The organism is Bacillus sp. UMB0728 (assembly GCF_002858875.1).
GTDB classification, from domain to species: Bacteria; Bacillota; Bacilli; order Bacillales; family Cytobacillaceae; genus Bacillus_AB; species Bacillus_AB infantis.
On record NZ_PKLA01000001.1, the window covers coordinates 130,413 to 149,795 of the forward strand.

Below are 19,383 nucleotides of genomic sequence, written 5' to 3' on the forward strand. Positions count from 1 at the left end.
AACTAGGAAGGTTCCGCTTCCTAGTTTTCTTTTGTTTTCTCCGGAATCAGCCAGTCAAAAAGACGAAGGCGGCCTCCGTCCTTAGGCTGAATCTTCTGCATAGTGTTTCTCTTATAATGAATCTGAAGCAAGACTGGCAGACAAAGGAGAGATTTTTATGCAGATTTACCAGGTTAACCTGCAGTGCTTCCATCTGGAAGAGATGTGCGCCTTTTATACAGAAGTGCTTGAGATGGAGCTGATTCACCAGACTGAGAGATGGTTTTCCGTCAGGGCAGGAAGCACCAAGCTGTTTTTTGAAAAAGGGGAAACAGTCCCTTATTATCATCTTTGCTTCCGGACAGATGCAGCTTATTTTGAACATATTTTCAGCAGGCTTGGAGCAGAAAGCTGCCTGCTTGCCAACGAAGATGGCGAATACAGCATGTTTTGGGAGGGAAAGCAGGCCTATTTCACCGATCCGGACGGCAACATCCTTGAATGCCTTGAGCGGCCAGCATTGCGTTGCCAGGCAGGGGGCTGGCATGATGTCGGGGAAGTTGGTTTCCCTTCGGCTGACGTTGCCGGAATGCAGGCGAAGCTGCAGCCGATTCTTGCTGATAAGCAAGGGGCAGATAACAGTTCATTCGCGTTTTATGGTGATGATGCAGGTGTCCTTGTCCTTGTAAAAGAAGGGCGCTGCTGGTACCCCACAGACCGGAGAGCCGAGATCCATCCGATTAAATTAATCGTCTCAGGCAGCAGGGATGCCCATTATATGGACGATGGCCTTCCGTACGAGATACAGGTCAGAGGGGAATGGCAGCAGCCAGTATCTGCCGTTCAAGTCAGGATTGCCAGGCCGACAAACCAGCTGGAAAAAATAAAGCATTTTTATGGAGAAGGCCTTGGCCTTATAGAGCTGGGGGGATTCCACCATGAAGGATATAAAGGGATTATGTACGGGCTTCCGGACAGGCAATATCATCTTGAATTCACCCAGACGGATGAAAAACAGGAACTCCCTGCACCTGCAAAAGACCATTTGCTCGTCCTTTACATCCCTGACCTTCACAAACTCAATGCGGCTGCTGCCCGGCTTTCAGCCTTGGGCTATCAGGAAGTCGAGCCGGAGAATCCCTACTGGGGAAGGGGCGGTATTACCATTGAAGATCCTGACGGCTGGAGGATTGTGCTGATGAATACAGCAGGGATTTGAGATAAGTTTATATTTTGCCAGAAAAAAAGTAATGCCAGATATCCCCTCTAACTCGTATTTCTGCCTGCTGTCATCATGTCCCTCAGCAAACAACGGGAGCTTCGCTTATGCTATAATAGATAGCTGAAGAGAAATAATGAGAGATGTTGTTTGGAGGATATTATGGCAGCTTACACGCCGATGATACAGCAGTATTTACGAGTAAAAGCAGACTATCCTGATGCCTTTTTATTTTTCAGGCTCGGGGATTTCTATGAAATGTTTTTTGAGGATGCCATCAGGGCGTCCCAGGAGCTTGAGATTACCTTAACAGGCAAGAATGGCGGAGTGGAAGAGAAAATCCCGATGTGCGGGGTTCCCTACCACTCTGCCCAGCAATATATAGAGCAGCTGGTGGAAAGAGGCTATAAAGTAGCCATCTGCGAACAGACAGAGGACCCCCGCCAGGCCAAGGGCGTCGTGAAAAGGGAAGTGGTGCAGCTCGTCACGCCCGGTACCCTGATGGAAGGGCGCGGGCTCAATGAAAAGGAAAATAACTATATTGCATCCATTTCCGCATTTTCAGACGGTTCGTTTGGATTTGCCTGCAATGACCTTTCCACAGGAGAGAACAAAATCACCTTACTTGCCGGCCAGGAAGAAGTTCTGAATGAGCTCTCGATGTCAGGTGCAAAGGAAGTGGTTGTTTCCTCCGGCTTCGACCCGGAAATGGAGCGCAAATTCAGGGAGCGTTCTGTCGCGGCCGTGTCTTATGAACAGGACGCAGGCATATCAGAGATGAGCGCTCCCTTATTGGATGACCTTAATCAGGACAAGCTCAGGGAGACAGCGGCAAGACTGCTGAATTATCTGTTCAGGACACAGAAACGGAGCCTTGACCACCTTCAGCCGTTTGCCACATACCAGGTGCACCAATTCATGAAGATTGACTATTTTTCCAAAAGGAATCTGGAGCTGACTGAAACCATCAGATCGAAAGGGAAAAAAGGTTCGCTTTTATGGCTTCTGGATGAAACAAAGACAGCAATGGGGGCAAGGATGCTGAAGCAGTGGATTGACCGTCCGCTGATCGATAAAGAGGCGATCGGGCGGCGCCATTCGCTTGTCCAGTCCCTTCTGGATGATTATTTTGCCAGGCAGGATCTGCGTGAAAAACTGAAAGAGGTTTACGATCTTGAGCGCCTTGCCGGACGTGTCGCATTCGGGAATGTTAATGCCCGCGATCTGATCCAGCTGAAAAGCTCGCTCCTCCAGGTGCCATTGCTGAAGGAGCTTGTGGGCGGCCTTCAGAATGAGGATGCGAAAGCGCTGGCGGAAAAGCTCGATGCATGTGAGGAAATCACGGATCTTCTTGAAAGCGCGATTGTTGATAATCCGCCGATTTCCGTGAAGGACGGGAATATGATCCGGGATGGCTACCATGATGAGCTGGATCAGTACCGCGACGCGAGCAGGAACGGCAAGACCTGGATTGCCCAGCTTGAGGCCCAGGAGCGGGAACGTACGGGCATCAAGTCTTTAAAAATTGGCTATAACCGGGTATTTGGCTATTATATTGAAGTTACGAAGGCTAATATCCATCTTCTTGAGGAAGGGCGGTATGACCGGAAGCAGACTTTGGCCAATGCCGAGCGGTATATCACCCCTGAGCTGAAGGAGAAGGAAACATTGATCCTTGAAGCGGAAGAGCGCATTACCGAGCTTGAGTATGAGCTGTTTTGCCATGTCCGCGACCATGTGAAGGAATACATCCCGAGGCTGCAGTCACTCGCTAGGACGGTCAGCGAGCTTGATGTGCTCCAGTGCTTTGCGCAGATCAGCGAGGACCGCCACTATGTCCGACCTGTTTTTTCCGGTAATCGGGAAATCAGCGTGAAGGAAGGGCGCCATCCTGTCGTGGAAAAAGTGATGGACAGCCAGGAATATGTCCCGAATGACTGTGTGATGGGTGACGGACGCGAACTGCTCCTGATCACAGGACCGAATATGTCCGGTAAGAGCACCTATATGCGCCAGGTTGCCCTGACTAGCATCCTTGCACAGATTGGCTGCTATGTTCCGGCTTCAGAGGCGGTGCTGCCGATTTTTGACCAGGTGTTCACGAGGATCGGGGCAGCGGATGATCTGATCTCCGGCCAGAGTACCTTTATGGTTGAAATGCTGGAAGCGAAGAATGCGATTGCCAATGCCACACAGAACAGCCTCATCCTTTTTGATGAAATCGGGCGCGGGACTTCCACCTATGATGGAATGGCGCTGGCCCAGGCGATCATTGAGTATATCCATTCACGGATCGGGGCAAAGACCCTGTTCTCGACCCATTATCATGAGCTGACCGTGCTTGCAGAAGAGCTCCCTGATCTGCAGAATATCCATGTCAGTGCCATTGAGCAAAATGGCAAGGTCGTGTTCCTTCATAAAATTAAAGAAGGAGCAGCAGACAAGAGCTATGGAATTCACGTCGCCCAGCTGGCAGAGCTGCCGGCAGAACTGATTGACCGGGCAAATGAAATACTGGAGAAGCTTGAAAAGAAAGAGGGAGAACCCGCTGAAAAGCCCGTCCGCGAAAAAGTAGCAGCAGGCATGCCTGAGCTCACTGCAGCTGACCCGGCCCCAGCTCCAGCTCCAGAAGTTCACGATGCCCAGCTGTCATTCTTTGATGGTCCGGCAGAGCCGAAGAAAGCAAGCTTGAGCCCGGCCGAAAAGAAAATCCTGGACAAGCTGGCCAAGATGGATATTCTTGAAATGACACCGCTTGATGCGATGAATACTTTATATGAACTGCAAAAAACGGCAAAAAGCACAAAGAAATAGTAAGAGGAGGTGTTGCTCGTGGGAAAGATAGTTCAGCTCGATGATGCCCTTTCCAATAAAATTGCCGCAGGTGAGGTGGTCGAACGGCCGGCATCTGTCGTAAAAGAGCTGGTGGAGAATTCCATTGATGCGGGAAGCACCATAATCGAAATTGATGCAGAAGAGGCGGGCCTCGCAAAAATCCGCATCATTGACAACGGGGAAGGCATTGAAGAAGACGATGTGATGACGGCCTTCCAGCGCCATGCCACAAGCAAGATCAAAGATGAAAATGATCTGTTCCGCATCCGGACACTCGGCTTCAGAGGGGAGGCGCTGCCCAGCATCGCCTCTGTCTCCAGGCTGGAGCTGAAGACCTCGACAGGAGATGCAGGCACAAGGATCCTGATTGAAGGCGGAAAGGTTGCAGAATTTGAAAAGTCCGCCAGCCGGAAAGGGACAGATATCACCATTTCCGATCTGTTTTATAATACACCGGCCCGGCTGAAATATATGAAGACGATCCACACGGAGCTTGGCAATATTACCGACGTGGTCAACCGCCTCGCACTTGCCCATCCCGAGGTGTCCTTCCGCCTTGTCCATAATGGCCGGAAGCTCCTGCATACAGCCGGGAACGGAAATGTCCAGCAGGTGCTGGCTTCCATTTATGGCATGAATATTGTCAAGAAAATGATTCCCGTCGAAGCAAGCTCGCTCGATTTCCATGTTCATGGCTATATCGCGCTCCCGGAAATCACCCGCGCTTCGCGCAATTATATTTCAACAATGATCAACGGCCGGTTCATCAAGAATTATCCGCTGGTTAAAGCGATCCAGGAAGGATATCATACCCTGCTGCCGATCGGGCGTTATCCGATTGTGCTTTTGAATGTACAGATGGATCCGCTGCTTGTGGATGTCAATGTCCACCCTTCCAAAATGGAGGTCAGGCTGAGTAAGGAGCATGAACTGAATGAGCTTGTAGCCGGTACCATTAAAGAGGTCTTCAAGTCACAGGAACTGATTCCTGCCGGCTTTGCCCCGGCAAGGGCTGAAAAACCGAAGTCTGAGCAGACCTTTTTTGAACTTGACCATCTTCCGGAAAAGGAGATGGAATATAAGGAACAGGCTCAGAACAGGCAGAATGACAGCAGGCAGGCCCCATCTGAATCCGGACAGCCGATGTTCATTAAAGAGGAAATAGCTGTCCGGCAACATGAGGAAGCACCGGCATTTAAGCCGCAGGATTTACTGCGGACTGACAGCATGGCATTTCCATTCAAGGCAGAACAGCCTGCGGAAAGCCAAGCCTTTTTGGAAGATGATGAAGAAGAGGTGATCGAGGGGACAGCAGAGCCGGAAGCTGCTGCCGTTCACAGGGTGCCGCCATTATATCCGATCGGCCAGATGCATGGCACCTATATTCTCGCCCAAAATGACCGCGGACTCTATATCATTGACCAGCATGCTGCCCAGGAGCGGATCAAGTACGAGTATTTCAGGGACAAAGTCGGCCAGGTGGAAAGCGAGCTGCAGGAAATGCTCGTTCCACTGACATTTGAGTACCCTGCAGATGAATATATTAAGATCAATGAGCATATTGCTGAGCTTGAAAAGGTCGGGATCTTCCTGGAACACTTCGGGCAGAACACATTCATTGTCAGGTCCCACCCCCAGTGGTTTCCTAAGGGAGAAGAGCAGCAGATCATAGAGGATATGATTGAACAAGTGCTTTCCATGAAAAAGGCCGATGTGAAAAAGCTGAGGGAAGAAGCAGCCATCATGATGAGCTGCAAAGCTTCTATCAAGGCCAACCACCATTTGCGCAATGATGAGATACAGGCTCTGCTTGATATGCTCCGCAAATCATCAGACCCGTTTACATGCCCGCACGGCCGTCCGATTATCATCCATTATTCTACCTATGAAATGGAAAAGATGTTTAAAAGAGTCATGTAGTTCTGTCATGTCTTACCTATATTTTAACAGTTTTATGAAATCCGGCAGAAAGCCCTTCCCACAGAGGAAGGGCTTTCTATATGATAGAAAAGGAGGCGAAATGAAATGAAAAGGTATTGGCTTGTGAGACTCAGGAAAAACAGGAATCTGACCCAGGCAGAAATTGCAGAGCTTATTCATATAGACAGAGCCTATTATTCACAAATTGAATCAGGCTTGAGAAATCCGAGCGAAGAAATCAGCCGATCGATCGGCAGGGTCCTCAACATTGATCCTTTGCTCCTTTTCTCAGATACCAATGCCTTTCAGGATGCATTTTTCCAGACCCAAAGCATCCTTGCCCACAGCGACCTCGACCTCCGCTATACATGGGTCTATAACCCGACCGGCATGGAGAAGGTCCAGCATTTTATCGGTGCCAGGGATGATGAGCTTAATTACACGATTGATGCAAAGAAAATACTCGATCTGAAACAGAAGGTCATCGATACTCAAAAGACCGTCTCCGTCTATGACAGCTGTTTCCACAACGGAGAATCTTATAATTATTGCTTCATCGGCTATCCTCTGGTCGATCAGTCAGGCGTATTGATAGGGGTAGGCACCATTGCCATGAGGATGGATAATATGGCAGTGGAAGAATGAACACGATATGCCCTTCTGGCAGGAAGGGCATATCGTGTTTAACGCCCGATTTCCAGTCTTATCTGCTTTCTGTTCTGCACTCTCTTTTGATAAGCTCCTTTTTCAACTCTTCAAATGTGCCGCTCAGATGGATAACCTGCGGTAAAAAATAGAAGGTGGAAGCTTCAGCCGGGTGTTCCTTCAAATCTCCCTCAGCGTATAGATACACCCGTTTTCCAAAGCCAAGGGCGAGCCCAAGCTCAATGTGGCTTCCTTTCCCTGCCGGAAGGAGAATGACAACAAAGCCAGCTTCCTTCACTGCTGCAAATTCAGCTTCCGCGATTGAGCGGAGCTCCTCCGCATCTTCAGCCCGGCTATTGCTGGTCCAGTCATAGGTTTGCCGAAAACCCTGCTCCTTTAAGATTGCCGCGAGCTCCCGAACCCGAGAAATATTGGAAAAACTTGAGCCGATGTAAAATTTCATCCTATCATCCTTTCAAGTAGTTATTCATAGTGTATAGTGTCAGAACAATTTGTCAATGAGAGCCAAAGTTGAAGGTTATAATAATAATATTATGTAAACAAAGATTCTGATTTCTGCCTGCATCCGTTTTACACACCTTCCAGTATAGTTTCGGCAGAAGGGAAATAAGGCAAGAACAGCGAAATAATGATTGAGAACTGGAAGGGGGAGGATATTGTATGCTGCTCGGCTTAAATCCTGATGAAGTGAGGCTGGCAGACCATTCACCAGGCTGGAAAACAGAATTTCAAAAGGTGCGCAAAAATCTGCTGGAAAACACAAATATCTCTGACAGCCATATTGCACATATTGGCAGCACCGCTATCACAGGCATCCCAGCCAAACCCATCATTGATGTTATGGCAGCTGTTGAAGACCTGGCTGCTATTGATAAACAACTGATTGCCGGACTGAGAGCCGCAGGATTTCTTCAATTGAAAGTCAAACGGCCAGGGGAAATGGTTTTTGCCAGATTTGCGGATGAAGATTATAAAATCAAAACCCATTTCCTGCATCTTGTCGAATATGAAGGAGTTTTATGGAAGAATCTCCTTTTCTTCAGGGACTATTTAAACGATAACGAAGATGCAAGAAAAGAATATGTACAGCTGAAGCTTGATTATATTAAGAATACTTCCACAGGCATTAAAGCGTATACAGAGTACAAGGAAATCTTTGTGAACAGGATTACAGAGCTGAGGGGAACAGAGGAAAAGTGATAGGTGGCCAAAACGGAAAAGCCATTAAACTGAAAAAAGAAGTCCGGTGGATCTTTTTTGATGCGGGCGGTGTACTTTTTGATACACCTGTAAAACTGGGTGAAAGGGTTCAGGAGTTCCTGGTGAAGAAAGGATACAGTCTTTCAGAAATAGAGAAAAGCATTATAGCGGCTAAAGGGATACAGACACCCTTTGTGACGTCTTTTCAGGAAGAAGAGGACTTTTATAAAAGGTTTTATGGGACGATGGCAAGGGAGCTCGGTGATAAGGCACTAGGAGATGAATTGTTTTCTGAAACTCATTATGCAGCCCACTGTGAGCTTTACCCTGAGGTGATCCCTGTTTTGGAAGAGCTGAGCAGGAATTATGAACTGGCTGTCATCTCGAATGCGATGCCCAGTATGGACCAAGTGTTCAGCAGGCTGGGGATACGGCACTATTTTAAAACCATCATTCTCTCTGCTTTTGTACATACCGAAAAGCCGGATCCAGCTATCTATCAAAAAGCCCTTGACTGTATGAATGCTAAAGGTGAGGAAAGCGTCTTTATTGATGACAAGTTGATCAATATTGAAGGAGCCGGCAGGTCTGGGATAAAAGGTTTTCACCTGGACCGGAGCGGAATGGATCTAGCCGCTCTTCTGATGAAATATAACCTGCTGCAAAAAAATCTGTCCGGCTGAAGCCATGACTGGGGGATAAACAAACGGGCAAAGTTCCAGGAAGTCTGTCTTTTAAGGACTTTTTGCTCGTCTGCCAATCCAGTCGGAACAAGCTTTTACCACTATGCCTAAAACAAAAAGTGACAAGAACGAATAGGTATAATTCCATTTATACAAAATGTATAAACGATAATGCACAAACAATGGAATCATGATATACGAGACGAATAGAAAAATGGCCGCACTGGCAATCAGATAGTTTCTCCATTTGCGGAAGAATTGATAGCTTAAAGTGATCATAACCGGAATAACCGCAAAATCAACAGCATTGAAAGAGCGCAGGACGGTTATAAACTGATGCGGATAGGTCCACAGGCCATAAAAATAGCCTAATTCATCCACAATCCCGACAAGGATAAAACTTATAAGGAAAGCAAGGCTCATTTGCATCAGCCGGTAGCGGTCAATCAGAACCAATAACAGAAGTATGAATAATAGATTTAAGATAGTAATGAACCACCAGTGCGGACTGAATAAATCTTCAATCAGCCAGTATTCCAATTCCAGACGGCTGGCTCTTTCATTCAGGTCCTGGACCATCTTGAACATAATGGGTGCCTCCTATTATATTATCTAGTTGTTGATTATATCCAACGAGGCTTAAAATTATTCAGCAGTGGCTGCCCATAAAAAAACAGCCTATAAACGGCATGAAAGACCGTTTATAGGCTGTTTTTTTAAAAAGAAATACACTATCTCACTGCTGTCTGCAGCTTATCAATAAACTTAAGCGCCTTGCCTGTCCCGATTGCTACAGATTCAAGCGGGCTGGACGCGAGGTGGACGGGAACGACGATTTCCTGTGAAAGCCAGTCCTGCATGCCATTCAGCAGTGAGCCGCCTCCTGTAAGGATAACGCCGCGGTCCACTATATCGCCGCTCAGTTCTGCCGGGCTGTCTTCAAGAGTGGCCCGGATCGCTTCAAGGATATGAAGCAGGGATTCTTTCATTGCATCCCTGATCTCATATGAAGTAAGGCTAATGGTCTTCGGCAGTCCTGTTACCAGATCCCTGCCGCGGATATCCATTTTCATTTCCTCATGGTCGATGAGGGCATAGCCGATTTCCATTTTGACCAGTTCGGCTGTTCTTTCCCCGATCAGGACATTGTACTCTTTGCGTACATATTGGATAATATCGTCATCAAGCCTGTCTCCGCCTATGCGGACAGAATGGCAGGCTACCACTCCGCCAAATGAAATGATCGCCACTTCTGTCGATCCCCCGCCGATATCGACGATTACATTCGCGACTGGTTCATCGACCGGAAGCCCTGCCCCGATTGCTGCAGCTACAGGCTCTTCAATCAGGTGAACCTTCTTTGCTCCTGCATTCCGGACAGCATCATGGATGGCCCTTCTTTCAACGCTTGTTGAGCCTGATGGTGTGCAGACCACCACATTCGGCTTGCGGATGGCAAAGCCAAGCTTTTTCGATGCCTGTCTCATGACATGGCGAAGCAGCTCGGTCGTAATATCATAATCGGCAATTACTCCATCCTTCAAAGGACGGATGGCAACGATTTTGCCCGGCGTCTTGCCGATCATTTCCTTTGCTTCCGTGCCGACAGCAAGCACCTTCCTTGTATCTGTGTCAATGGCCACAACAGAAGGTTCGTTAAGGGCGATGCCTTTATTTTTGCTGTACACCAGTATATTAGCAGTTCCTAAGTCAATTCCAATTTCAGAAGTTGAAATCATCCTATCACCTATTCTTTCATTATGATTGCCTAATAATCTTCTGTAACATTAGCACGAAAAAGGGGGTCTTCTGACGAATGTTATCGAATCGTTAAATAAATGTAATGAATGATGAAATTTTTATCATAAATGGTAAAATAAAAGGGAGGAATTGGCTGAATAAAGAAAAACCTTGCTGGCAATACTGCTTAGATATTCAACTGCACAGGCAAGTTATGGTAGGATATAGGAAAGCCAAAAGGATCAACAGCCCTTATGGCCCAGAGAATGAAAGATAAAGGCAGTGTGAATGGATTGGATACAAAGCAGAAATTGATCGTGCTGATCGGCCCGACAGCTGTCGGCAAAACCAGGCTCAGCATTGAATTGGCCAAAAGGTTTGATGCCGAAATCATCAGCGGCGACTCTATGCAGATCTATAAAGGCATGGATATAGGGACAGCCAAGATTACAGAGAACGAAATGGATGGGATCCCCCATCATTTGATTGATATTAAAGCGCCAAATGAACCTTTTTCAGCAGCTGAATTCCAGGAGCTCGTCAGAAAGGAAATCGCCTGCATCGCTTCCCGGGGGAAAATGCCTATGATTGTTGGGGGAACAGGCCTTTACATACAATCCGTCATTTATGACTATCAATTTTCCGAAGCCCCGTCAGATGATGCCTTCAGGGGTGAGCTGGAAAAGCGCCTTGAAGCAGAAGGGGCAGAGAGCCTATTCAAGGAACTTTGTGAAATCGATCCTGCCAGTGCCGAAAAAATGCACCCCAATAACACAAGAAGGGTGATCCGCGCGCTTGAGGTATACCATTGTACAGGAAAGACCATGTCCCAGTACCAGGAACAGCAGGTGCCTGAGCTGCTGTATGATACAAGCATCATCGGGCTATTCATGGACCGGGAAAAGCTGTATGAGCGGATCAACAGCCGGGTTGATAAAATGATGGACGATGGCCTTCTGGAAGAAGTCGAAGCTCTTCACAGGCAGGGGCTGAAGGACTGCCAGTCAATCCAGGCAATCGGCTATAAGGAAGTCTATGAATACATAAACGGCCGCATCTCTTTAGAGGGCGCGGTCGAAAATCTGAAGCAAAATTCACGCAGATACGCAAAAAGGCAGCTGACCTGGTTTCGAAACAAGATGAATGTGGAATGGTTTGATATGACAGATGTATCCGATCCAGGCTTGCTTGAAAAAAAAATCGCGGAAATTTCTGCGTATATTGAAGGAAAGCTTCAAATAAAATCGAATACATAATATTAGAGACAAAAGAGGAGGATTTATCATGAAACAATCCGTTAATATTCAAGACCAATTTCTTAACCAGCTTCGCAAGGACGGCACAGGGGTGACTGTATTCCTTTTGAACGGATTCCAATTGCGCGGGCAGATCAAAGGGTTTGATAACTTCACGGTGCTGTTTGAATCAGAAGGGAAGCAGCAGCTGGTCTATAAGCATGCCATTTCCACTTTTTCTCCGCAGCGCAACGTCCAGATCGATCTTGAAGGACAGCAATAGTCCATACTATAAACGCAAGTCCGCTTCTTCCTGGGAGCGGGCTTTTTATATTGAAGGCTAAGTTAAAGTTCAATGGTGATATTACTTATACTTGCTTATTACACTGACACACTCGATAGTTAAAATTCATCTAAGAGCCATTCCCCGCCCAGCTATAAAAGAGCGGACTTTCACGAGCCTGAATGAGGGAATCAGTGACAGGCTGAGGTGGAAATTAGCGGAGGAACTCCCCTTAACTTCGAAAAAACACTAAAAACAGCTCAAATAGACGGAGAAATTACAACTATCAACTCAGAAAACAGGAAAACGGACACCTTCGCTGCCCTTAACCGGAAATTCTCCGCTTATTTATACCTACTCTGGCCAAATTCAGCAGCTTAACAGTAGAATCTCCGTTTATTTTAAGGCTTGGCTGACACTCAATCAAGGATAGGACTTCCTAGTTTATCATTCCATTTAAACATTTATCACCAACAGAGTTTAACAAAGCGATATTGAAAGAACAATTTCCCTTTTCAGCAACTTTCTTTAATGATTTTGGAGGCTTGTGAATATATATAAAAATAACGGTTATTTCTCGGGAAACCGCAGGATATGACATCTGGAAGCTCCTGTATGGAGAAAAACCCGATATAATGTCGCTTCAGCAGTAAATATGGCTTTTTTTCTGCCTGAAAGATAGGCATTTGTCACAAGAGTCAGCTTCAGGGAGTATACTGGTGGGAAATAGTGAGGTGAAAGCTTTGGACCAGCCGATACGCATGAAAAATAATGGCCAGATCAGCATTGTGCTCAATTCGCAGAAAAGGAAGCCATTTACAAAGGAAAGCCCGGACATCCAAGTTGTTCCAAGGGTATTGCCTCAGGAGCATGCAGCACTTAAAGAAATTGAGGAAGAGCTCGCGGCTCTTGTCGGCATGGAAGAAATGAAGCGGATGATAAAAGAAATTTATGCATGGATATATGTGAACAAGAAAAGGGAAGAAACAGGGCTGAAGGCAGGGAAACAGGCTCTGCATATGATGTTCAAGGGCAACCCGGGTACAGGGAAGACGACGGTCGCCAGGCTGATCGGCAAGCTATTCCTCAGGATGAATGTCCTTGCCAAAGGCCATCTGATCGAGGCGGAAAGAGCCGATCTTGTCGGTGAATATATCGGCCACACTGCACAAAAGACCCGTGACCTTATCAAGAAGGCAATCGGCGGCATTCTTTTCATAGATGAGGCCTATTCACTCGGCAGGGGAGGAGAGAAAGATTTTGGCAAAGAAGCGATAGATACGCTTGTCAAGCATATGGAGGACCGGCAGCACGAGTTCATCCTGATTCTTGCCGGCTACTCAAGGGAAATGGATTATTTCCTCACACTCAATCCCGGCCTTCATTCAAGATTTCCGCTTGTCATCGATTTTCCTGATTATACAATCGAGCAGCTGATGGAAATCGCGCAAAAGATGCTGGTGGAAAAAGAATATTCCCTGAGCCATGAAGCGGAGAAGAAGCTGAGGGAGCATCTTGTGTGGGCAAAATCGGATATCAGCACAACCGCTTTTTCCAATGGGCGCTATATCCGCAATATCCTTGAAAAATCGATCCGTGCACAGGCGATGAGGCTGCTGATGCAAAGCCATTTCGACCGGCATGAGCTGATGACGATCAGAAGCAATGATTTAATGTTTGAAGAAGATATGTAAGAAAAGCGCAAGCGCCTTGCTCACCCCCGACAAGCACAAGACGATCATACCGGAAAGGCGTTCTTTGCCTTTTTGGGATGATTGGCTTGTGACCTCGAGGGGGTAGGTAGACAGTAATCAAATTCGTAAAAGTTATATTTTCTTATCTTGTAAAAAAAAAAGCAGGCTGCCGGGCCTGCTTTTTGCTTTTCTGTATTTTACTGCCTGGCTGCGCCAAGCCGCCTCGCCGGAAGCTTCCAGTGATAGGTGTACGACAGCACCCGGAGAAGGGTGATGGACACAAACAGGCTGTATAATGCAACGGCCGAGTCTGCCAGCCCGAGCCCGATGGCAAAGCCGCAGAGGATGGCCCAGACTGCGTAGATTTCCGATCTCAGCACCAGCGGCTTCCTCCCGGCAAGAAGGTCGCGGATGATGCCTCCGCCGCTTCCGGTCAGGACAGCAGCCACGATGACAGCGCTGAGCGGGTGGCCCATTTCCGATGCGTAAATCGCACCCTGGATCGCAAAGGCAGAAAGGCCGATTGCATCAAAGAAGTTCCCCCATTTTTGCCAGTGCCTTAACAGATTATTAGGGAACAGAAATACCGCTGTAATGGACAGCAGGGCAATCTGGAAGAACATCCCCTGCTCCCAAAGGGCTGAAACCGGCACCCCGATCAGAAGGTTGCGGATGGCGCCTCCGCCAAACGCTGTCACAATCCCGAGTATGTAAACCCCTAAAATATCATATTCTTCTTCCATGGCAATGATCGCGCCGCTTACTGCAAAAGCAATCGTGCCAATCATGCTCAATACTTCCCAAGTCATGGTGCATTTCTCCTCTGGTGAAGGCCGTAGCAGGCCAGCTTTTCATTTATATCAGGCAGTGCGTTTTGCGTATTCCCCTGCATAAAATTCTATTCAAACCAAATATGATTTTAACATGCAAATATGATTTTTCAATCTTTATTTTCCAGCAGCAGAAAAGAATAAGAAACAGAAGGGTTTTAAAGCGCTCAGGCTGGTGAAAATAGTAGGATGGAAAGCATATTTTTGGTATGATATTTGAAGGTCAGCTGTACGTGATTATGTTTGAAGACTTATACAGAAAAGAGGGATTACTTGGAAAATAAAACGGAATTCGAAAGGGTTATTCTCGTAGGCTGCCAGACTGGCGAGGACGACAGGCATTTCCAGTATTCAATGGAAGAGCTTGCCTCATTGACAGAAACAGCCAACGGCAAGGTGCTCGCCGAGCTGTCCCAGAAAAGAGAAAGAATCCATCCTTCTACATATATAGGAAAAGGCAAGGTTGAAGAATTAAAGATGCTTGAGGAAGAGCTTGGAGCAGACCTGATCATCTTCAATGATGAACTTTCACCAAGCCAGGTCAGGAATGTTTCCAATGAAGTGAACAGCAGGGTCATTGACCGGACTCAGCTGATCCTCGATATTTTCGCACAGCGGGCCAGGTCGAAGGAAGGGAAGCTGCAGGTTGAGCTTGCCCAGCTGCAGTATCTGCTCCCAAGGCTTGGCGGGCAGGGTATCCAGCTTTCCAGGCTTGGTGCTGGGATCGGGACAAGGGGGCCGGGGGAAACGAAGCTTGAATCCGACCGCCGCCATATCCGCAGGAAAATTGATGATATCAAGTTCCAGCTGTCAGTCATTGTGCAGCACAGGGACAGATACCGCGAGCGCCGCAAAAAAAATAAAGCGTTCCAGATCGCCCTTGTCGGCTACACGAATGCAGGGAAATCGACCCTGTTCAACCGGCTTGCCGAAGCTGAATCCTTTGAAGAGAACCAGCTCTTTGCGACGCTTGATCCGATGACAAGGAAGCTCATCCTCCCAAGCGGTTATCTGGCGCTTGCAACCGACACGGTCGGGTTCATTCAGGATCTGCCGACAACGCTTGTTGCAGCCTTCAGGTCGACGCTTGAGGAAGTGAGTGAAGCAGATCTGCTGCTACATGTCATCGATTCATCAAATCCGGATTATTTTCAGCATGAAAAGACCGTGAACAAGCTGCTCGAGGATCTTGATATCCAGCACATCCCGCAGCTGGCGGTTTATAATAAAAGTGACCAGGTGCATCCGGATTTCGTTCCATCGGCAAAGACCGAATCCGTTGTGATCAGCGCATTTGCGGATCAGGACCGCAGCATGCTGAAGCGGAAAATCGAGGAGCTTGTCCTGGGCATGATGAAGCCTTATCAGGTAGAAATTCCGTCAACTGAAGGCAGATTGCTGTCGCAGCTGAAAAACGAAACCATATTGAGGGAGCTCTCATTCCAGGAAGAGACAGAGGTTTATCTCTGCAAAGGATATGCCCTTGAAGATCACCAGATCACTGGAGAATTAAATAAATATACAGTATAAAAAGGCCGGAGGGAATGAAACCTCCGGCTCTTGGATTGGAGAACAGCATGTTTCAGCATTTAGAATACGGAAGCCGGATTCAAGAACTGGCTTCACAGGCAGAAGAAAAAATTGCATCCGTTCATAAAAAGATTGACCAAAGAATCGAAGCCAACCAGTTCAGGGTGCTTGAAAGCTTTCAGCATTATAAGGTAAGCGATTCTCATTTCATTCCTTCGACAGGCTATGGGTATGATGATATCGGAAGGGATACACTTGAAGAAATATATGCGAGGGTGTTCGGAGGGGAAGCAGGTCTTGTAAGGCCGCAGATCATCTCAGGAACACACGCCATCTCTACCGCTCTTTTCGGTATCCTCCGCCCAGGGGATGAACTGCTTTATATGACCGGTAAACCTTATGATACCCTTGAAGAAATCGTCGGCATCAGAGGCAAAGGGACAGGCTCTCTGAAGGAATTCGGCATAAGCTACAGCAGCGTTCCGCTCGGTGAGGATGGCTATGTGGATTTTGAAGCCGTCAGGAGCGCCATTAAGCCGAATACGAAGATGATCGGAATACAGCGGTCTAAAGGCTATGCTGTCAGGCCTTCTTTTACAATTTCCCAGATCAAGGAAATGATTGAGTTTGTAAAAGGAATCAAGCCGGACGCGGTCGTCTTTGTGGACAATTGCTATGGGGAATTCATCGAGGAAATGGAGCCTTGCCATGTTGGCGCTGACCTGATGGCCGGATCCCTCATCAAGAATCCAGGCGGCGGCCTTGCCAAAACCGGCGGCTATATTGTCGGCAAAAAGAAATTGGTTGAGGCTTGCTCTTACAGAATGACATCGCCAGGGATCGGTGCGGAAGCGGGAGCCTCCCTATACAGTCTCCAGGAGATGTACCAGGGATTCTTCCTTGCTCCGCATGTTGCCGGCCAAGCACTGAAAGGGGCAGTATTCACTGCAGCACTGCTTGAAATGCTCGGGATGAATTCTTCGCCAAAATGGGATGCAGAGAGGACAGACCTGATTCAATCCGTCCAGTTCGATGACCGGGATAAAATGGTGGCATTCTGCCAGGCCATTCAATATGCATCTCCGATCAATTCCCATGTAACCCCTTATCCTGCTTATATGCCGGGCTATGAAGATGATGTGATCATGGCGGCAGGCACATTCATCCAGGGTGCGAGCATTGAGCTTACAGCCGATGGACCGACGCGTCCGCCGTATGTGGCCTATGTCCAGGGGGGGCTCACATACTCGCATGTAAAAATTGCCGTATGCACAGCGGTCAACCTTTTAGCAAAAAAGGGTTTAATACAACTTTAATAGGTGAATATATAAAAGGGCAGCAGAGGCTGTCCTTTTTAATTTTTGTCAGGGGGAAAATTTTTTGTGTTTTTAATGTTATAAAACCTTACATAAGGTTGACAACAAATCTGACATTACATATAATAAACACAAGAAATGATTGAAAAGGAGGAGAAATCGGATGAAAGGCAGTGAAATACGCCGTTCCATGCCGCTATTTCCAATTGGGACTGTAATGCAGCTGACTGAGCTGACGGCCAGGCAGATCCGCTATTACGAAGAGCACCAATTGATTTCTCCAGCACGAACTGACGGAAATAGACGGCTTTTTTCCTTAAATGATATTGATAAGCTCCTGGAGATCAAGGATTTGATCGATCAGGGAGTCAATATGGCGGGAATCAAGCAATTATTCGCCATGCAGGAACAAACATTATCAGCTGAAGTACAGCAGCAAGCAGAAAAAGTAAGGCGCGATTTGTCTGATGATGAATTGAGAAAGCTCCTGAGGCAGGAAATGATGCAGGCCGGCCGATTCAACCGGCATTCACTCCGCCAGGGAGATATGTCCCGCTTTTTCCATTAAATAAAATTGATGTGTCCTAAGGGAGGAAAAACTAATGGCTAACTACACTAAAGATGACATTAAACGTATTGCTGAAGAAGAAAACGTAAAATTTATCCGCCTTCAATTTACGGATATCCTCGGAACAATCAAAAACGTGGAAATCCCGATTTCCCAGCTTGAAAAAGCGCTGGACAACAAAATGATGTTCGACGGCTCTTCCATCGAAGGCTTCGTCCGCATTGAAGAATCAGATATGCTTCTGTATCCTGACCTCAGCACTTGGGTTGTATTCCCTTGGACAGCTGAAAAGGGCAAGGTTGCCCGCCTGATCTGCGATATCTACAACCCGGATATGACTCCATTTGATGGCGATCCGCGCAACAACCTGAGAAGAATCCTTGATGAGATGAAGGAATTAGGCTTCACAGACTTTAACCTCGGACCTGAGCCGGAATTCTTCCTGTTCAAGCTTGACCAGCAGGGCGAACCTACTCTTGAACTGAACGATAACGGAGGCTACTTCGACCTTGCGCCGACAGACCTTGGCGAAAACTGCCGACGCGACATCGTGCTCGAGCTTGAAGAAATGGGCTTTGAAATTGAAGCTTCCCACCACGAAGTGGCTCCAGGACAGCATGAAATCGACTTTAAATATGCTGATGCGCTGACTGCATGCGACCAGATCCAGACATTCAAGCTTGTTGTTAAAACAATCGCCCGCAAGCACGGCCTGCACGCAACATTCATGCCAAAGCCATTGTTCGGCGTAAACGGATCAGGGATGCACTGCAATATGTCCCTGTTCAATGAAGGCAAGAACTCATTCTATGATACTACTGGAAACCTTGAGCTAAGCGATACTGCCCGCCAGTTCATCGCCGGCATCATCAAGCACGCTCCGGCTTTCACAGCTGTAACGAACCCGACTGTCAACTCTTATAAGCGCCTTGTGCCCGGCTATGAAGCACCTTGCTATGTGGCATGGTCTGCAAGGAACCGTTCACCGCTTATCCGCATCCCGGCATCACGCGGCATGAGCACACGTGTTGAGGTCCGCAGCGTTGACCCGGCAGCCAACCCATACCTGGCTATGGCAGTGCTATTAAAAGCAGGGCTTGATGGAATCAAGAACAAACTGACTCCTCCTGCACCGGTAGACCGCAACATTTACGTGATGAACAAAGAAGAGCGCGTAGCAGAAGGCATTGAAGATCTTCCTGCAACACTAGCCCAGGCGCTTGACCAGCTGAAGAGCAATGAAATCATGGTTTCAGCCCTCGGCGAGCACATCTTCGAACACTTCATTGAAGCGAAGGAAATTGAGTGGGATATGTTCCGCACACAAGTTCACCCTTGGGAGCGCGAGCAGTACCTGCAGATGTATTAATAGATTTAGCCCCTTGATACCATTGGTATTGAGGGGCTTTTTTGTGTTGATTTTAAGAGGGGTCCGATTTTTACGATTTAAGGGCAGTCTTCATATATTTGGCCGGTTCGCCGCAAGAGGGAGATAGGAGTCACTCTAGTGGTGGAAGAAACAGGTCAGAGTGACTCAAGAGGAGGGTATGAGTCACTCTAGTGGTTGAAGAAACAGGTCAGAGTGACTCAAGAGGAGGGTATGAGACACTCTAGTGGTGGAAGATGCAGTTCAGAGTGACTCGAGAGGAGGGTATGAGTCACTCTAGTGGTGGAAGAAACAGGTC

General features: G+C 47.5%; 17 protein-coding genes and 1 pseudogene. 14 read left to right on the top strand and 4 right to left on the bottom strand.

All coding sequences use genetic code 11. The annotated features are described in order from the left end of the window. Positions 1-157: 157 nt before the first annotated feature. The 5 genes and pseudogenes from CYJ37_RS27935 to CYJ37_RS00655 form a co-directional block, all read left to right on the top strand. Positions 158-469 (top strand): annotated as a pseudogene (locus tag CYJ37_RS27935) (VOC family protein); the annotation flags it as partial. A gap of 288 nt (positions 470-757) precedes the next feature. Next, the gene (locus tag CYJ37_RS27940) at positions 758-1,198 is read left to right on the top strand and encodes a VOC family protein (RefSeq protein WP_224952342.1); all 441 of its coding nucleotides are present in this window, start codon (positions 758-760) and stop codon (positions 1,196-1,198) included. A 162-nt stretch (positions 1,199-1,360) separates the two neighbouring features. Further along, positions 1,361-4,012, top strand: coding sequence for a DNA mismatch repair protein MutS (mutS, locus tag CYJ37_RS00645; protein WP_180827218.1), 2,652 nt, complete (start codon positions 1,361-1,363; stop codon positions 4,010-4,012). An 18-nt stretch (positions 4,013-4,030) separates the two neighbouring features. Beyond that, the gene (gene mutL, locus CYJ37_RS00650) at positions 4,031-5,953 is read left to right on the top strand and encodes a DNA mismatch repair endonuclease MutL (RefSeq protein ID WP_101547520.1); all 1,923 of its coding nucleotides are present in this window, start codon (positions 4,031-4,033) and stop codon (positions 5,951-5,953) included. A 105-nt stretch (positions 5,954-6,058) separates the two neighbouring features. After that, entirely contained in the window at positions 6,059-6,598 is a 540-nt protein-coding gene (locus tag CYJ37_RS00655) for a helix-turn-helix domain-containing protein (RefSeq protein ID WP_101547521.1), read from the top strand. A 58-nt stretch (positions 6,599-6,656) separates the two neighbouring features. On the opposite strand, the gene CYJ37_RS00660 is transcribed toward CYJ37_RS00655, so the two are convergent. Further along, positions 6,657-7,061, bottom strand: a complete 405-nt coding sequence (locus CYJ37_RS00660) for a nucleoside 2-deoxyribosyltransferase (protein ID WP_094767410.1) — start codon at positions 7,059-7,061, stop codon at positions 6,657-6,659. Between the two features lie 218 nt (positions 7,062-7,279). Here CYJ37_RS00660 and CYJ37_RS00665 point away from each other — a divergent pair, with 218 nt between their 5' ends. Next, positions 7,280-7,819 (top strand): GrpB family protein, encoded by a 540-nt coding sequence (locus CYJ37_RS00665; protein ID WP_101547522.1) that lies wholly within the window; start codon positions 7,280-7,282, stop codon positions 7,817-7,819. After that, positions 7,816-8,502 carry an HAD family hydrolase gene (locus tag CYJ37_RS00670; protein ID WP_094767408.1) on the top strand — a complete coding sequence of 229 codons (687 nt, stop codon included), beginning with the start codon at positions 7,816-7,818 and terminating at the stop codon, positions 8,500-8,502. The genes CYJ37_RS00665 and CYJ37_RS00670 overlap by 4 nt, the downstream gene beginning before the upstream one ends. Positions 8,503-8,553: 51 nt before the next feature. Here the strand turns inward: CYJ37_RS00670 and CYJ37_RS00675 are convergent, their stop codons facing one another. Both CYJ37_RS00675 and mreBH read right to left on the bottom strand, forming a co-directional pair. Then, complete coding sequence (locus CYJ37_RS00675) at positions 8,554-9,090, bottom strand: CBO0543 family protein (RefSeq protein WP_009791506.1); 537 nt, start codon at positions 9,088-9,090, stop codon at positions 8,554-8,556. Positions 9,091-9,233: 143 nt separating this feature from the next. Continuing rightward, positions 9,234-10,241 carry a rod-share determining protein MreBH gene (gene mreBH / locus CYJ37_RS00680; RefSeq protein ID WP_009791505.1) on the bottom strand — a complete coding sequence of 336 codons (1,008 nt, stop codon included), beginning with the start codon at positions 10,239-10,241 and terminating at the stop codon, positions 9,234-9,236. A gap of 255 nt (positions 10,242-10,496) precedes the next feature. Here mreBH and miaA point away from each other — a divergent pair, with 255 nt between their 5' ends. From miaA to spoVK, 3 genes are all read left to right on the top strand, one after another. Next, a complete protein-coding gene (miaA, locus tag CYJ37_RS00685; protein ID WP_257964148.1) occupies positions 10,497-11,498 on the top strand; it encodes a tRNA (adenosine(37)-N6)-dimethylallyltransferase MiaA in 1,002 nt (333 codons plus the stop codon). A 28-nt stretch (positions 11,499-11,526) separates the two neighbouring features. Further along, positions 11,527-11,760 carry an RNA chaperone Hfq gene (hfq, locus tag CYJ37_RS00690; protein WP_022543740.1) on the top strand — a complete coding sequence of 78 codons (234 nt, stop codon included), beginning with the start codon at positions 11,527-11,529 and terminating at the stop codon, positions 11,758-11,760. Positions 11,761-12,503: 743 nt separating this feature from the next. Next, positions 12,504-13,454 (top strand): stage V sporulation protein K, encoded by a 951-nt coding sequence (gene spoVK, locus CYJ37_RS00695; RefSeq protein ID WP_094767522.1) that lies wholly within the window; start codon positions 12,504-12,506, stop codon positions 13,452-13,454. Between the two features lie 197 nt (positions 13,455-13,651). On the opposite strand, the gene CYJ37_RS00700 is transcribed toward spoVK, so the two are convergent. Then, positions 13,652-14,263 (bottom strand): trimeric intracellular cation channel family protein, encoded by a 612-nt coding sequence (locus CYJ37_RS00700; protein ID WP_094767406.1) that lies wholly within the window; start codon positions 14,261-14,263, stop codon positions 13,652-13,654. 294 nt (positions 14,264-14,557) lie between these two features. Here CYJ37_RS00700 and hflX point away from each other — a divergent pair, with 294 nt between their 5' ends. The 4 genes from hflX to glnA all read left to right on the top strand — a co-directional run bounded on the left by hflX (position 14,558) and on the right by glnA (position 19,067). Further along, the gene (gene hflX / locus CYJ37_RS00705; RefSeq protein ID WP_101547523.1) at positions 14,558-15,814 is read left to right on the top strand and encodes a GTPase HflX; all 1,257 of its coding nucleotides are present in this window, start codon (positions 14,558-14,560) and stop codon (positions 15,812-15,814) included. A 47-nt stretch (positions 15,815-15,861) separates the two neighbouring features. Beyond that, positions 15,862-17,130: a methionine gamma-lyase family protein gene (locus tag CYJ37_RS00710; RefSeq protein WP_101547524.1), complete on the top strand. Its 1,269-nt coding sequence runs from the start codon at positions 15,862-15,864 to the stop codon at positions 17,128-17,130. Between the two features lie 163 nt (positions 17,131-17,293). Beyond that, positions 17,294-17,698 carry a MerR family transcriptional regulator gene (locus tag CYJ37_RS00715; RefSeq protein WP_009791586.1) on the top strand — a complete coding sequence of 135 codons (405 nt, stop codon included), beginning with the start codon at positions 17,294-17,296 and terminating at the stop codon, positions 17,696-17,698. 34 nt (positions 17,699-17,732) lie between these two features. Next, entirely contained in the window at positions 17,733-19,067 is a 1,335-nt protein-coding gene (glnA, locus tag CYJ37_RS00720) for a type I glutamate--ammonia ligase (protein ID WP_009791587.1), read from the top strand. Positions 19,068-19,383: the final 316 nt, after the last annotated feature.

Excerpts from the sequence above, each read along its gene's own strand:
- CYJ37_RS00710 (WP_101547524.1), top strand. The coding sequence starts at position 15,862 with ATGTTTCAGCATTTAGAATACGGAAGCCGGATTCAAGAACTGGCTTCA.
- CYJ37_RS00675 (WP_009791506.1), bottom strand. The coding sequence starts at position 9,090 with ATGTTCAAGATGGTCCAGGACCTGAATGAAAGAGCCAGCCGTCTGGAA.
- CYJ37_RS00665 (WP_101547522.1), top strand. The coding sequence starts at position 7,280 with ATGCTGCTCGGCTTAAATCCTGATGAAGTGAGGCTGGCAGACCATTCA.
- CYJ37_RS00700 (WP_094767406.1), bottom strand. The coding sequence starts at position 14,263 with ATGACTTGGGAAGTATTGAGCATGATTGGCACGATTGCTTTTGCAGTA.
- glnA (WP_009791587.1), top strand. The coding sequence starts at position 17,733 with ATGGCTAACTACACTAAAGATGACATTAAACGTATTGCTGAAGAAGAA.
- CYJ37_RS00715 (WP_009791586.1), top strand. The coding sequence starts at position 17,294 with ATGAAAGGCAGTGAAATACGCCGTTCCATGCCGCTATTTCCAATTGGG.
- CYJ37_RS00655 (WP_101547521.1), top strand. The coding sequence starts at position 6,059 with ATGAAAAGGTATTGGCTTGTGAGACTCAGGAAAAACAGGAATCTGACC.
- CYJ37_RS00660 (WP_094767410.1), bottom strand. The coding sequence starts at position 7,061 with ATGAAATTTTACATCGGCTCAAGTTTTTCCAATATTTCTCGGGTTCGG.
- hfq (WP_022543740.1), top strand. The coding sequence starts at position 11,527 with ATGAAACAATCCGTTAATATTCAAGACCAATTTCTTAACCAGCTTCGC.
- mreBH (WP_009791505.1), bottom strand. The coding sequence starts at position 10,241 with ATGATTTCAACTTCTGAAATTGGAATTGACTTAGGAACTGCTAATATA.
- miaA (WP_257964148.1), top strand. The coding sequence starts at position 10,497 with ATGGCCCAGAGAATGAAAGATAAAGGCAGTGTGAATGGATTGGATACA.
- mutS (WP_180827218.1), top strand. The coding sequence starts at position 1,361 with ATGGCAGCTTACACGCCGATGATACAGCAGTATTTACGAGTAAAAGCA.
- CYJ37_RS27940 (WP_224952342.1), top strand. The coding sequence starts at position 758 with ATGGACGATGGCCTTCCGTACGAGATACAGGTCAGAGGGGAATGGCAG.